The sequence below is a fragment of the Streptosporangium pseudovulgare genome, assembly GCF_014648055.1.
In the GTDB taxonomy this organism is placed as follows: domain Bacteria; phylum Actinomycetota; class Actinomycetes; order Streptosporangiales; family Streptosporangiaceae; genus Streptosporangium; species Streptosporangium pseudovulgare.
Genome location: NZ_BMQJ01000009.1, coordinates 179477 through 192117, shown reverse-complemented (window position 1 = coordinate 192117; position 12641 = coordinate 179477). Strand labels below are relative to the sequence as shown.

The window sequence follows — 12641 nt, the reverse complement described above, 5'->3', positions numbered from 1 at the left end:
AGGTGGTCGCGGCCGAGCCGGCGCAGGTTCTCCCCGACCGGTCCGCGCAGCCGCTCCGGCCTGGCGGCGGTCCGCCTGGCCGCCGGACTCAGCGGTCGCACATCGTGGTGACGAAGGCGTCGATCAGGTGCCGCCGATCGCCGGGCACGCCGGTGACGTAGACGGTGGCGGCGCGCCCGGCCCGGTCCCGGCCGCTGAACACCGCGGCCCCCGGCATGTCGCCGGCGGCGAAGTAGGCGTAGCCGCAGCTCGACTTCATCCGGACCACGCCGTAGCCGTAGCGGGCGTCCGCGGGCCAGCCTTCCTGCTCGACCTTCACCGGACGGGTCATCATCCTGCTCAGCGGGACCTTACGCCAGAACCGGTTGAGGTCTTCGGGAGTGGAGACCAGGCCGCCGCTGGGGCCGAACTCGTAGGTGGGCAGCCGGTCGGTCAGGTCCACCTCGCCGTCCTGCGGATGGCCGGGGTGCACCCCGTAGGTGTGGGCGTGCGGGCCGCGGATGCCGTGGTCGCCCTTGGCCGGCCAGTAGGTGTCCCGCATCCCGTACGGCTTGAGGATCAGGTCCCGGCTCACCTGGCGGAAGTCCTTGCCGGTCACCGCGGTCACGATCATGCCGAGGACCAGGTAGTTGGTGTTGGCGTAGGCGAAGGAGCCGCGGGGCGTGGGCTTGCGGGTCAGCGCCACCCGCAGGAAGTCGGGGAAGGGCTCCCTCCACTCGATCGCGTCGAGGAACTCGGGAAGGCCGCTGGTCTGCTGCAGCAGCATCCGGACGGTGATCTTCCGGCCGTCGATCCCGGCGCCGTCGCCGGTGCCGCGCAGCACCCCGGGCAGGTAACGCTCCACCTCGGCGTCCAGGTCGATCTTCTGCTGGTCGGCCAGCCGCAGCACGGTGGCGGCGATGATCGGCTTGCTCACGCTGGCGATCCTGAACCGGCCCTGGGGGCCGATCATCGGCTTCCCGGTGCCCCGCTCCGCGGTGCCGGAGCGCCGGGTCACGGTCGTGCCTTCCGGGCTCCGCACCTGGCTCAACGCGCCCGCCATGCCGTCCTCGGCGGTGAGCAGGTCAAGACGGGACTGCGGCGAGGGCGTCACGGCGGCGGCGAAGGCGGGGGCGACGGGAACGAGGACGAGGGAACCGGCGACGACGGCGGCGAGCGATTTCATCATGCCTCGAGCGTGGCGGGAAGATCGCTCGGGATCAGTCACGCCTGCCCGCCTGTCGGGGTGAGGTGTTCCCTACCATCGAGTGATCGCCAAGCCTCAAGATCACGCGATCTGGGCTGGGGGCACTCCTCCTGCGCGTACGCCGGTCGAGCGACCGCGAGTCCCTCTGACTCCCCGCCGGTCGCCAGCCGTGCGGGCAGGCAACGGCACGGAGCCTCCCGGGCGGCGCACCCTCTGCCACGCCCCGTGGATGCGGGCCGGGCGGGTCAACGGCCGCGACGTCTTCGCCCGCATCCTGCTCCGCCATGCCCGGTGGATGCGGGCCGGGGCGTCGGCGACGGTCCACCGGGGCCGGATTCCCGGCCGGGGCGGGAGACGCACCCCATGCCACCCGGGAACGGCATTCCGCACGCTTTACGTGTTCACGAGAGGAGAAAGAGAATGCGTGTGGTGATCGATCGGCTGGCTCGGGTACCGCTGGTGGCGGTCGGCTTACTGATCCTGTCGAGCGCGGCGATGGCAGCCGGGCACGTGCTGCTGCTGGCGCAGATCCGGGCCGTCGGCGGGGAGGAACTGCCCCAGTGGGTGGCCCGGCTGTCCATCGAGACGTACTGGGGGCTGCTGCCCTCGGCGTTCCTCATGCTGTGGGCGCGCCGCCGGAAGCAGGGAGGACCGCTCGGCCGGATCGGCGCGGCGCTGCTGGCCTGCGGGCCGGTCACCGCGCTGCTCATAGCGGTGGGCGCGCTGGTGTGGGGCGGAATCCTCGGGCGCGGCGACCTGCCCCCGTCGGTGATGACGGTGGAGTCGCTCTTCTACGTCATGATGCTCGGCGTGGCGGTGTCCGGGGTGGCGTTTCTGCTCGATGCCGGAGTGCGCTGGTGGGGAGCGATGCTGCTCATCGGCCTGCTGGGCGACTTCGTCATGCCGATGGCGCTGGCGGCGGTGTACGCCGTGTTCGGCATCATGTTGGTGGTCGGTGCCGCCCGGGCGGGCCGCCGGAGTACCGACGCCGGGACCGCGCTCGACGCGGCGCACTGACCAGCGGGGAAGGCGATGAGCGGAGTCACGGTGACCACCGGCCGGGCGGTCCGGCAGCCGCCGGGCGCGCTGCTCACCCTGGCGGCCGCCGTCGTCATGACCGCGGCCGGTGGAAGCCTCTCGCTGGCCGCCGGTACGGCGCTGGATTGGGCGCTCGTCGGCAACGTCGGACACAGCCTGCTGCTGGGTGGAGCCGGGTGGTGGCTGTCCCGCAGCCGAGGGGGCCGGCCGGTCGGATGGCTGCTGCTCGGCACCGGCACGGCCGGCGCACTCGGCGTGCTCGCCGAGGGGTCGGCCGCCGCGGGGTTCCACGCCGGCGTGCCCGGATGGCAGGTGGCGGCATGGCTGGCGCTGTGGTTGTGGCCGCTGTACGTCGTGCCGCTGTTCACGGTGCTGCCGTCGATCTTCCCGGACGGAAGGGCGCCTTCGGGGAACTGGCGGTGGGCGTCATGGCTCGGCGCCGGGGCGAGCGTGCTGACGGCGGTGGCGGCTGCCGTGGAACCCGGCCCACTGCCGGCCGGGGAGGATGCCGGCCCGCCGAATCCGCTTGCCATCGCTGCCGGCGGGACCCTGATGACCACGGCGGGCCTCGTGGTCGTCGCGGCCGTCTTGTCGAGTCTGGCCAGCCTGGGGGTGCGGTGGCACCGCGCCGGCTCGGCCCAGCGCCAGCAGATGAAGTTCCTGTGGTACGCCATGGTGCTGGTTCTCGCGATCGAGCTGCTCGGCGGGCTGATGCCGTACCACGTCGCGCAGGCGGGCTACTTCCTCATTCCGTTCCTGCTCGTGGGCGCGATCGCGCTGTCCGTACGCCGCTACCGCCTCTACGACATCGATCTCGTGATCCGGCGCACCGTCGTGTTCGCCGTGTTGACCGCGGTGGTGTCCGCGATCTACCTCGGGATCGTCTCCGTGCTCGGCATGGCCGTGGGCCCGTCACCCGGTCTCGCACTGATCGCGTCAGCCGCGGTCGCCGGGTTCGCCGAACCGGTGCGGCGGCGACTGCAGCGGGCGGTCAGCCGGTTGCTCTTCGGACAGCGGGAGGAACCGCTGGAGGCTCTCGCCGGACTGCGACAGCAGCTGAGAGCCGTGGCCGACCCGTCGGAGATGCCCGCCACAACGGCCAACGCGGTCGCCCGGGCTCTGCGTGCCGAATACGTGTCCGTACAGTTGCTCGCCGACGGCGAGTACGGCGAGGTGGCCCGCGTCGGCGTCTCCGGCGTGGAGCCTTCCGTGGACGTGCCGCTGGAGTGGCGCGGTGAGCTGGTCGGGACGTTGACGGTGGGACCGCGCGCACCCGGTGAGGCGTACTCCCGGTCCGACCTGGCGCTGCTCAACGAGCTGGCGTACGCCATCGGCTCGGCCCTGCACGCCGTCCGTCTCGCCGAGGATCTGCGCACCGCGCAGGAGCAGGCGGTGCACGCCATCGCCGATGAGCGGCGCCGGTTACGCCAGGATCTGCACGACGGGCTCGGGCCGTTGCTGTCCGGCATCGGGCTGGCTGTGGACGGCGTCCGCCGTACCCTGAGCACGGACAGTCCGGTGGCGGGGGAGCTGCGCGTCATCGCCGACCAGGCACGCTCGGCGGCCACCGAGGTCCGCCGCATCATCGACGCCCTGCCGTCCGCCGCCGTGGCCGATCTGGGCCTGACCGCAGCGATCGCCGACCACCTCGAACGGTGTGCCGAGCTGCCCGGTGCACCTCTCATCACCTACCACGCGGACGTGGACGAGGCACGGGTGCCGCCCGCCGTGGCCGACGCCGCCTATTTCGTCCTGCTGGAGGCGGTGGCCAACGTCCTGCGGCACGCTGACGCCGTCGCCTGTACGGTGACCCTTTCCACCGGCGGTGGACGGCTGGTCGTACAGGTCGACGACGATGGGGCCGGCATCGGCGAGCGGTACGTCGCCGGCGTCGGTACGGCCTCGATGCGCCGGCGGGTGAGTGAATTGGGCGGTCGGTTCGAGCTGCGCCCCCGAGACACCGAGGGCACGACGGTACGGGCCGGGTTCCCGATGGAGGGTGGCGGATGAACGAGCTGCGGGTGGTGATCGCCGACGATCACCACGTGTTCCGGATGGGGTTGCGCAGGCTGCTCGACAGTGTGCCCGGTATCGGCGTCGTCGCTGAGGCGGGCGACACAGATGCGACGGTCGCCGCGGTCGTGGAACACGATCCGGACGTGGCCATCATCGATCTGCACATGCCTGGCGGCGGCGGGGCCTCAGCGACCGAACAGATCCGGCGCGGAGGGCTGCGTACGCGGGTGCTGGTCCTCACCATGCACGCGGAGCACGCCATGGTACGGCAGGCGATCCGGGCGGGCGCCCGCGGCTACCTCCTCAAAGACGCCGAACCCGACGAGATCATCCGCGCCGTGCACGCGGTGCACGCCGACCAGGCGATCCTCGACTCCGCCGTGGCCGACCGGATGCTCGCGGCGCTCGCGGACACCGCTCCGGCCAACCCGTTCCCGCAGCTCACCGGGCGGGAGCTCGACATCCTGGCCCGAATGGCCGCCGGCCAGTCCAACCAGGCCATAGCCGCCCGGATCGGGATCAGCCTGAAGACCGTGCAGAATCACGTCTCCAACGTGCTGTTCAAGCTCGGCGTCGAGGACCGGGCACAGGCCGTCGCCCGGGCGCGGGACGCGGGAGTCCACCGGCCGACGTGAGCCGCCGGTTGCCGGCCGGGACCCGCCCCTGGCTAGTGGTCCGACGCGTACCACTTGCCGCTGTAATAGGCGCCGCTGTTGCTGGCCGTGCTCGTGCTGCCCAGCCGAACCAGGCTGCCGGCCAGGTAGGTGCAGGATGAGGTGGAGCAGAACTGGGCCCAGATCCGGAAGACGCCCGTAGCGGTTCCGACGGTGCACCTGACGCTCACCGAGTGGCTGGAGCTGGCGGTCTTGTAGCAGCTGGCCGCCGCAGCGGGGGAAGCGGTGCTGCCGATGAGGGCGGTGGCTCCGAGAGCCACGCCGGCGACGCCGGAAAGAATCTTCTTCATCATGATCACGTATCATCACTTGCCGCATTTGATCTTCGCAAGCGCTGTCCACCCGGATACGTACGTCCAGGTCCGGAACGGCCGCACTCGATCGGCGTGGAATCCACCACCCACAGCGGGTCACTCCGCAGGTCGGTGTCACGCGCCGGCGACCGGACGGCCTGCTTACGTGGCGGCCGATGACTCCGCTGTCCGAAAGCACCGTGGCCCTTCAGCTCAGCCGGGGGAGACGAAACCGGACTCGTAGGCCGTGATGACGGCCTGGGTGCGATCACGCGCCCCCAGCTTGGCCAGGACGTTGCCGACGTGGGTCTTCACCGTCTCAGCCCCGATGACCAGCTCGGCGGCGATCTCGGTGTTGGATCGGCCGCAGGCCATCAACCGCAGCACGTCGGCCTCCCGCGCGGTCAGCTTCCCGAGCCCGGGGACGGCACAGGTGGCGGCGTACCGGCTCTGACGGTTCGCGGCGAGTGCGCGGATCGCGGCCGGGAACAGCAGCGATTCCCCGGCGGCGACGATTCGGACGGCCTGGACCAGGTCGTCGGGCCGGCTGCGCTTGAGCAGGAAGCCGCTGGCCCCCGCGCACAACGCGTCATATATGTAGTCGTCGTCGTTGAAGGTGGTCACCACGATGACCTTGGGCGGCTGAGGCAGCGCCAGCAGCAGCCGGGTGGCCTGGATGCCGTCCACCGCGGGCATCCGCACGTCCATCAGCACCACGTCGGGCCGCGTCGTCCGAACCACCGGCACCACTGCGGCTCCATCGGCCGCCTCGCCCACCACCTCCAGGTCGGGTTCGGCGTCGACGATGATCCGCAGACCGGTCCGGATCAGATCCTCGTCATCGGCGATGACCACACGAATCGGCATGCGCCTGACACTATCCACCACCGTTCAGGGACGGAGTGGCAGCCGTAGCGACACATGCCACTCTCCACCCGCGGGACCGGCGTCGAAGTCGCCGCCCAGCAGCGTGACCCGCTCGCGCATGCCACCGATGCCGCGCCCACTCCTGCCAGGCGCCCGTCCCGCCGGATTGCGCACGTCGAGCTCCAGATGGTCGTCGTGCACGGCCAGCGCCAGCCGTACCGGACCGGTCCCGTGACGCAGGGCGTTGGTGAGCGACTCCTGGGCGATCCGGTAGACCTCCCGGGAGACCTCGGTTGGCACGGCGGCCAGATCGCCGGTGACCTCAGCGGCGGCGCCGGTCCCGTGTACCAGGCCGCTCAGGTCGGCGAGCGTCCGCGCCGGGGCCGTGGGCGGCTCGTCTTCCTGTTCGCGCAACACCCCCAGCACCTGGTCCAGCTCCTCCAACGCCGCGCGCGCCGATTCCTCGATCGCCCCCAGCGCGGCCCGGACCGCCACGGGGTCGCGGTCCAGGACCCGGGCGGCCGCCCCGGCCTGCACGGTCACCACACTCAGCGCGTGCCCGATCGAGTCGTGCAGTTCACGGGCCAGGCCGTTGCGGACCGCCTGGCGGCGGACCCGCTCCTCCAGCAGCGCCAGCCGCTGGGCGGGTGAGGGACCCAGCAGCTTCGGCGCCGACCGGGCCAGCAGCGCGCCCGCCCCGGCGGTCAGGTAAACGAGCGCGACCAGGAGGGCGACGCCCAGCAGCGGGCCGCCCCACCAGGCCGCCCGCAAGGTGGGCACGATCCACAGGTCGAACGGGGCACCGATGACCGGCAGCAGAATCGCCACGACCACGAACGGAACCGTCGCCAGCGTCAGTCCCGCCATCAGCCCGCCGACCCCCAGGTGCAGGGTGAACCAGGCGGCGGTGCGCCGTCGCTCACCCCAGCTCCGCCTCCCGGACGCCCACCCGGCGGGCAGCGGGTCGATCTCGGCGCCCAGCAGACTACGCGCCGCCGTCACCTCCAGCGCCCGGACCGGAAGCACCAGCCCGGTCAGAGCCACCAGCGGCAGCACCGCCAGGAAAACCAGCGGCTGGAGCGGGTCGCCTGACGCGGCCGACAACCCGGTCAGGCCACCGATCATGGAACCCACCATCACGTACGGCATCAGCAGCGCTCCGCCGAGGATGAGACAGGCCCATCGCAGATAGGTGACGCGGCTGACAAGGGGTGACAGCATGCCTTCAATCATCCCCAACCGCGGACACCGCACGGCGGGTGAGTCCAGTGGGCGTGGACCAGCATGGCGATGACCATCCCGATGTTCCAGAGGAGCGGACACGTAACAGCAGGGAGTGCTCGCCTCCTTGGGCGTCGTCTCATGCGGTGACCAGACGGTGGTGAATGAGGGCATCCCGCCGGCCAGGAGGCCGTCCGCTCGACGATCCGGCGGTGCCGTCCCAGGCGTCGGCTGGATTCGATCCCGCGGCGAGCGATGCGCGGGGTGACGTCCTGCCCACGACACCTACCTCGTCGAGCTTTCACACCGCTCCACGGGGGCGACCCCGCTCGCTCCGCGCAGCCGCCATCCGGCCGTCGCCCAGCACACCCCCCAGAGAAGAAAGAACGGCGACCACAGCAGCAGATCCCAACGCGCCAGGTCGCGAGCCAGCGAGGCGTGCTCGACCGGGGGCGGGCGAACCCCGGTCAACAGCAGCACGTCGCCGACGAAGCCGAACCCGAGCACGCCGATCGACCGGGCGATCATGAAGACTCCGAGCGTCCCGGTGATCGCGAGCAGCAACCGGCGCGGCACTCTCGCACCCCAGGGCCTCACGGTGGCCAGCGCGACGATGACACCGACCAGTGCGGCACCGGCCAGCAACCAGTGGCTCGCCACGAACAAGGGATCACGGGCGAGCAACTGTTCGCGCAGGTGCGGGGGCAGCGGGTCCTTGTCGGCCAGTGCGTTGGCCCCCAGCGCCTGAGCGAGCTTCATCGATCCGTACGCCGCGGCGCACACCGCGGCCCCGTACGCGCCCACCCGCGCCCGATCAGCCCGTGACACGTCTCGTCGCCGCCGCGTAGGACCGGGTCATCTCCAAGAACAGCCCGATCACGAGGATTCCAAGGACTCCGTGGTACCACTGCCAGCCCACACCGATGCCGACGAACCCGTCCACGATCATGATTCCCGCGCCGCCGCCGACGGCCAGCAGCATCCCGGCCAGCACGAGCAGCATCAACGTTCTCGGCACCCGATGCCCCAGCGCCGTGACCGTGGCGAGGGCGACGCACGCACCCAACACGCCGGACGCGGTTGCGAGCCACTGCGCGGTGGCCGCCTCCATGAAATAGCTTCCGGTCTCGGCAGCCGACACGGGAGGGCCGCCCGGGAACCCGAGCCGGGCCTGCAGAGCAAAAGCGGCCTTCCCCGCGGCGTAACCGAGGAACAGCACCGCCACCGCGTACGCCGGCCAGCGTCGCCGGCGATCAGAGGTAACCATGACCACGAAAATAGAAGCCGCACGTCAAACGTCATTCCCCACGGCAGGGGAGGTGCCTCCCCCGAACGAGGGAGCACCCGCAGCCCCTTCGAGCACGTTCCCGGCCCTCCCGAATCCCGAAGGCCGGTGGCTGACCGAGTTCCGGGCCGACGTCCAGGCCAGACGCGGCGAGGCCGCGCGAGATGGGGAGGACACCCCCGACGGGGACGGGGCGTGAGAATCGCAGCCCTGACAGGGTTCAGGGTCAAAAGGCCCTCTCCCATGGCCCGGGAAGGGAGCCCCTGAACCGCGGAGGTTCGGGAACTTGAACCGGATGGGCGGTGAACCCGAACCGTGTCAGCAGCCCTGATCCTGCCCCTTCAGATCAGTTCCATCTGGACCGACGGGAACGGCCGGTGCTGACCGTGGCCGGGATCTTCGAGCTGGCCGGCCTGGTGGGCCGCCGACCGGCCGGCAGCCTTCGCAAGGTCAAGGAGAACGCCTACCGGCTGCGCTTCCAGCGGCACGGCGAGATGCGCACCCATCTCCGGGCGCGCTCGTGTTTCCCGGCATGAAGGGTGGTCCGCTACGGCGTAGCGGCTTCAACGCTCGCACGCGCTGGGTGGACGTGGTCCGGGAGATGGGTTACCCGGTCTGCACTTCCACGATCTGCGTCACATGAGCAACATGCTTGCCGCCGGGTCGGGCGCCGGACTCAAGGACCTGATGGCCCGGGTGGTTCACGACAATGTGCGGGCGGCGATGATCTGCCAGCATGCCGTACGCGGTGCGGGAAGAATGATCATGGACGCGATCAGCCGGTGACTCGAAGCGCGCGATGAGGACGAGGGCGCCGGGACGGCCGCGGGGTGATCCGGAACCTGATGGCCCGCTGATGGCCCGCGAAGATCGAACAGCTCTGGAAACAATCAAGGCCCGGGTCAGGGAGGTGCTCCCTGACCCGGGCCTTGAGCACCGCCAGTAGCTAGCCGAGCGGCATTCGGACGACACGGATCGACCCGTACCGGGACTGGTCGGTGTAGCGGTGTCGCTGTCGCGAGCGGAACTGCTTGCGTAGACTCGTGGTCATGAGCGCCGGACATGCGCATGAGGAGCTTCATCACCTGGTGGACCGGCTTTCGCCAGACCAGGCGCGTCGCCTCCTGCGTTTGGTGAAGACAGATCCAGAACTGGCTGAGTCAGCGGACGAAGAACTGCCTGAGCCGGTTCGACGCCGTCTGTCGATCGCTGGGATCGGCGCATCCGGCGAAGGCGATCTGTCGGAACAGGTCGAAGATCTGCTGGCGGAGCGGTTCAATCGGTCGGTATGACCGCCACGCTCCTGGACACCGGCCCCTTGATCGCCGTCGTGGACCGCGATGACAAGCACCACGCCTCGTGTGTAGGTCTCCTGGAGCGCCTGGAAGGACCGCTCTTGTTGCCCTCGACCGTCTTGATCGAAGCCGGGTGGACGATCAACAGACACATGGGGCCTGCCGTACACGCGCAGTTTCTTGATCTCGTAACCGAAGAGTTTGAGTTAGTCGATCTACTTCCTGCCGATGTGCGGCGCATGGCCGAACTCGTCCGACTCTATAAAGACGCTCGGCTTGATCCGGCTGATGTATCCGTGGTTGCCATCGCGGAACGTCTCAACGTCACCCAGGTTGTCACGATCGACCGTCGTGACTTCACCTTGATTCGGCCTCGGCATGTGTCGGCATTCAGGCTGCTGCCAGACATGATCGCCTGAGAGATGTGGAGCGGGTGACGGGAATCGAACCCGCGCTGTCAGCTTGGGAAGTCTCTATCGCACCTGGCCCCTGAGTTGGCGAAGTGCTGACCTGCAAGGGAGAGGGCCGAGTACCCGTGATTCCCCGTGAGTCCCCTTTGGTGACCCTCCTGACGGGCACGCAACGGGCACGGCCTGAGAACCCTGTGCGGACGCACGCGCCTCTCCATCGGATCTTCCCGGCCCCGGTCTGCTCGGCTTGCCCTGGGACGACGGCGACGGGAAGGGCCGGCCCCAACTACCTACGGACCTAGCTCTTGCTCCTGGCGATCATCCCGGAGTCGGAGTGCCCCCGCCGGAGGCTGCTCTCTTCGGAGATAATCAATAAGAGTGAAGATGGCCGCTGTGATCACCAGTCCTCCTCCAACCTTGCTCCCTGCATCAGCAAACTGAGCGCCCGTGGCGCCATGCTCCAGGAGGGCCCAGCCAGCACGCAGCAGCATCCAAGACCCGATGATCAGGAATGTTGTGCTAGCGGTTCGCAGGGCGGTGGGCCATGACCCTGTACGTGAACGATGCCGAAGCATGAGCAGGAGAGGTATCGCAAGTACGAACACTAGCCAGACGTAGGAAAACAGTTTCTCTACGTTCACGTGGACGCTCATAACGGGTGATCGTAGGGTAAGGAGTTACTCGTGGGATAGCTTTTGCACATCCACGAGAATGGAAAGGCCAGTTCCGACTCGGAGGTGCCGGGGTCATGCGGCTGTTAGGTCAATGCCCGAGCCTCCTTGTGGGCCGCGGTGGTGTGGCCCCGGTGTGGCGGGTCGGTTGGGTGCGGCGCGCGGGCAGTGCGGCGGGCGGCCCGATTTCCGCCGCCGTTCGGGACCGGCGCCCACGCCGCACGCCCGGACGGCGGGCGGGCGGAGGGCCGTGCGGCGGCGCGCCGCGCCGTCGCCTTGATACCCATAAGAACAATTCGGCAAGAAGAGCCGTTTAATGCGGCCTGTCTAGTCCCGACTGGTACTTGATGTATCGGTCTCAGTTGATGCTTGACGGCTGGTTTAGGGATCTTGCATCGATTCCTCATCGTCCGTGACCGTAGGCCCAAGAAGGAGTCGCGTCAGGAGCCGTTACGTCCGCTCATGCCGAAGAGAGTATGCGGGATTGGACCGAGGGGTTGCAGCTAGTGGCACATGGGTGGCGGAGCATGCCGGACAGAGTTCGGTACTATTAGGGTTAACTACTGGACGTTTGAATTCGGGGTGCGTGTCGGCACGCGTCACTCCTCGATCAAAATTTAATCGAGGTCCTCAGCGTCTTCTTCCGCTTCGCGTACGCGAATCCTTTTAAATACCTCCCTCAGCTCCTCGACGACAGCTTCTTCGTCCTCGATTTTGGCAATGTGGTATTTGAAAAAATCTGCAGACGAGTGACAGAAAATCGGAGCGACAACCTCGCCTAATAGCGGCAGCTCCTGGCGCGTGTAGTAAGTAGCGGTATCAAGCATCGTCGAAGCCCATCGGACTTTCCGGAATAGGCTCAGCGCCATGCCTACTGAAGGCTCGTATGTCGGAAGCGCCAAGTCCTCCATTGCCATCTGCCCGGTCGATTCGAGCCCGCGGTCGACCAGTTCCGATCCGATTGCTTCCGCCATCGCTTTCTTGATCGAGGTCAACTCGCGCACTTCATCGGAGACCGAAGACCTCGCAGCAATGGCGGACCACTCGTTGTAGGTGCTGACCTCTGTCTCGCCGTTCCACAGCGAGTCCAGATGCTCGTACCGTCCGGCCCCGTTGGCGAACCGCTCGACCATGCTTGTCAGATCGGGATCGAGGCCATCCAATGGTCGGACGAGGTACTTCGCCTTACATATGGAGGTACCATGGCTTGTCGGGGTCAAAGCCCCCACGGCGTCTAGCAGGTTCCCAATCTTGTGTGAGTAGCTACGAAGATTGGGGAACGTTCCGGTGGCTGCATACACATTGCAGGCGATAGCCAGCTTACACAAGCGCTCCAAGCCGGACGAATACGAATGCATCCCGACGTGAAGTGCGTAGTTCAAGGCCTTGTAGCCCCCCGGGAACAATTCGGGTTCGGTCGGGACAGAGCACAGCCGTCGAAGCCCAGTCACGGTCAGTTCGGTCGCGAACTGGGTCTCAGCAACGAGACTGTCCCAGATGGCCTGCGTCATCTAGCCCTTCAATCCGAGTCAAGCACGTTTCACAGCGTAGTGAGTGCGAGCGGCCACCTCCTATCCGAGCGTACGACGGAGCGCTCGTCGCGGGCGACCGTATTACAGCTACATCGGGTCGTATTTTTAGGCCAGCCAACGATGCCTCGTCTATGAGGGTGACCAACTGTCCCC

14 protein-coding genes and 2 pseudogenes are annotated in these 12641 nt (G+C 68.4%); 7 read left to right on the top strand and 9 right to left on the bottom strand.

Features of this window, described 5'->3' with window-relative positions:
* Positions 1–88: 88 nt before the first annotated feature.
* Positions 89–1168 (bottom strand): serine hydrolase domain-containing protein, encoded by a 1080-nt coding sequence (locus IEZ10_RS19315; protein ID WP_189247903.1) that lies wholly within the window; start codon positions 1166–1168, stop codon positions 89–91.
* Positions 1169–1606: 438 nt separating this feature from the next.
* Here IEZ10_RS19315 and IEZ10_RS19310 point away from each other — a divergent pair, with 438 nt between their 5' ends.
* Genes IEZ10_RS19310 through IEZ10_RS19300 form a run of 3 tightly spaced genes read left to right on the top strand, consistent with a single transcriptional unit; the run spans position 1607 to position 4875 of the window.
* Entirely contained in the window at positions 1607–2203 is a 597-nt protein-coding gene (locus IEZ10_RS19310; RefSeq protein WP_189247902.1) for a hypothetical protein, read from the top strand.
* A 15-nt stretch (positions 2204–2218) separates the two neighbouring features.
* The gene (locus IEZ10_RS19305) at positions 2219–4234 is read left to right on the top strand and encodes a sensor histidine kinase (protein WP_189247901.1); all 2016 of its coding nucleotides are present in this window, start codon (positions 2219–2221) and stop codon (positions 4232–4234) included.
* Entirely contained in the window at positions 4231–4875 is a 645-nt protein-coding gene (locus IEZ10_RS19300) for a response regulator transcription factor (protein ID WP_189247900.1), read from the top strand. Before IEZ10_RS19305 ends, IEZ10_RS19300 begins: the two co-directional genes overlap by 4 nt.
* A gap of 32 nt (positions 4876–4907) precedes the next feature.
* On the opposite strand, the gene IEZ10_RS19295 is transcribed toward IEZ10_RS19300, so the two are convergent.
* The 7 genes and pseudogenes from IEZ10_RS19295 to IEZ10_RS19270 all read right to left on the bottom strand — a co-directional run bounded on the left by IEZ10_RS19295 (position 4908) and on the right by IEZ10_RS19270 (position 8562).
* Positions 4908–5204: a hypothetical protein gene (locus IEZ10_RS19295; protein WP_189247899.1), complete on the bottom strand. Its 297-nt coding sequence runs from the start codon at positions 5202–5204 to the stop codon at positions 4908–4910.
* 74 nt (positions 5205–5278) lie between these two features.
* A pseudogene (locus IEZ10_RS40560) lies at positions 5279–5374 on the bottom strand (IS982 family transposase); the annotation flags it as partial.
* A gap of 46 nt (positions 5375–5420) precedes the next feature.
* Positions 5421–6074, bottom strand: coding sequence for a response regulator transcription factor (locus IEZ10_RS19290; protein ID WP_189247898.1), 654 nt, complete (start codon positions 6072–6074; stop codon positions 5421–5423).
* Positions 6075–6098: 24 nt separating this feature from the next.
* Entirely contained in the window at positions 6099–7295 is a 1197-nt protein-coding gene (locus tag IEZ10_RS19285) for a sensor histidine kinase (RefSeq protein WP_189247897.1), read from the bottom strand.
* A gap of 182 nt (positions 7296–7477) precedes the next feature.
* Positions 7478–7567: pseudogene (locus IEZ10_RS19280) on the bottom strand (IS5/IS1182 family transposase); the annotation flags it as partial.
* 13 nt (positions 7568–7580) lie between these two features.
* Positions 7581–8054 (bottom strand): DUF3995 domain-containing protein, encoded by a 474-nt coding sequence (locus IEZ10_RS19275; RefSeq protein ID WP_189247896.1) that lies wholly within the window; start codon positions 8052–8054, stop codon positions 7581–7583.
* A 55-nt stretch (positions 8055–8109) separates the two neighbouring features.
* Positions 8110–8562, bottom strand: a complete 453-nt coding sequence (locus IEZ10_RS19270) for a hypothetical protein (protein WP_189247895.1) — start codon at positions 8560–8562, stop codon at positions 8110–8112.
* Between the two features lie 395 nt (positions 8563–8957).
* On the opposite strand from IEZ10_RS19270, the gene IEZ10_RS19265 reads away from it, so the two are divergent.
* The 4 genes from IEZ10_RS19265 to IEZ10_RS19250 all read left to right on the top strand — a co-directional run bounded on the left by IEZ10_RS19265 (position 8958) and on the right by IEZ10_RS19250 (position 10294).
* Positions 8958–9116, top strand: a complete 159-nt coding sequence (locus IEZ10_RS19265; RefSeq protein WP_189247894.1) for a hypothetical protein — start codon at positions 8958–8960, stop codon at positions 9114–9116.
* A gap of 103 nt (positions 9117–9219) precedes the next feature.
* Positions 9220–9366 (top strand): hypothetical protein, encoded by a 147-nt coding sequence (locus tag IEZ10_RS19260; RefSeq protein WP_189247893.1) that lies wholly within the window; start codon positions 9220–9222, stop codon positions 9364–9366.
* Between the two features lie 263 nt (positions 9367–9629).
* Positions 9630–9872, top strand: a complete 243-nt coding sequence (locus IEZ10_RS19255; RefSeq protein ID WP_189247892.1) for a hypothetical protein — start codon at positions 9630–9632, stop codon at positions 9870–9872.
* A complete protein-coding gene (locus IEZ10_RS19250) occupies positions 9869–10294 on the top strand; it encodes a type II toxin-antitoxin system VapC family toxin (RefSeq protein ID WP_189247891.1) in 426 nt (141 codons plus the stop codon). The genes IEZ10_RS19255 and IEZ10_RS19250 overlap by 4 nt, the downstream gene beginning before the upstream one ends.
* A 1279-nt stretch (positions 10295–11573) precedes the next feature.
* Here IEZ10_RS19250 and IEZ10_RS19245 read toward each other — a convergent pair.
* Entirely contained in the window at positions 11574–12467 is an 894-nt protein-coding gene (locus IEZ10_RS19245) for a hypothetical protein (protein ID WP_189247890.1), read from the bottom strand.
* Positions 12468–12641: the final 174 nt, after the last annotated feature.

Coding starts and splice junctions, on each gene's coding strand:
- IEZ10_RS19315 (WP_189247903.1), bottom strand. CDS start 1,168: ATGATGAAATCGCTCGCCGCCGTCGTCGCCGGTTCCCTCGTCCTCGTT.
- IEZ10_RS19310 (WP_189247902.1), top strand. CDS start 1,607: ATGCGTGTGGTGATCGATCGGCTGGCTCGGGTACCGCTGGTGGCGGTC.
- IEZ10_RS19305 (WP_189247901.1), top strand. CDS start 2,219: ATGAGCGGAGTCACGGTGACCACCGGCCGGGCGGTCCGGCAGCCGCCG.
- IEZ10_RS19300 (WP_189247900.1), top strand. CDS start 4,231: ATGAACGAGCTGCGGGTGGTGATCGCCGACGATCACCACGTGTTCCGG.
- IEZ10_RS19295 (WP_189247899.1), bottom strand. CDS start 5,204: ATGAAGAAGATTCTTTCCGGCGTCGCCGGCGTGGCTCTCGGAGCCACC.
- IEZ10_RS19290 (WP_189247898.1), bottom strand. CDS start 6,074: ATGCCGATTCGTGTGGTCATCGCCGATGACGAGGATCTGATCCGGACC.
- IEZ10_RS19285 (WP_189247897.1), bottom strand. CDS start 7,295: ATGCTGTCACCCCTTGTCAGCCGCGTCACCTATCTGCGATGGGCCTGT.
- IEZ10_RS19275 (WP_189247896.1), bottom strand. CDS start 8,054: ATGAAGCTCGCTCAGGCGCTGGGGGCCAACGCACTGGCCGACAAGGAC.
- IEZ10_RS19270 (WP_189247895.1), bottom strand. CDS start 8,562: ATGGTTACCTCTGATCGCCGGCGACGCTGGCCGGCGTACGCGGTGGCG.
- IEZ10_RS19260 (WP_189247893.1), top strand. CDS start 9,220: ATGAGCAACATGCTTGCCGCCGGGTCGGGCGCCGGACTCAAGGACCTG.
- IEZ10_RS19255 (WP_189247892.1), top strand. CDS start 9,630: ATGAGCGCCGGACATGCGCATGAGGAGCTTCATCACCTGGTGGACCGG.
- IEZ10_RS19250 (WP_189247891.1), top strand. CDS start 9,869: ATGACCGCCACGCTCCTGGACACCGGCCCCTTGATCGCCGTCGTGGAC.
- IEZ10_RS19245 (WP_189247890.1), bottom strand. CDS start 12,467: ATGACGCAGGCCATCTGGGACAGTCTCGTTGCTGAGACCCAGTTCGCG.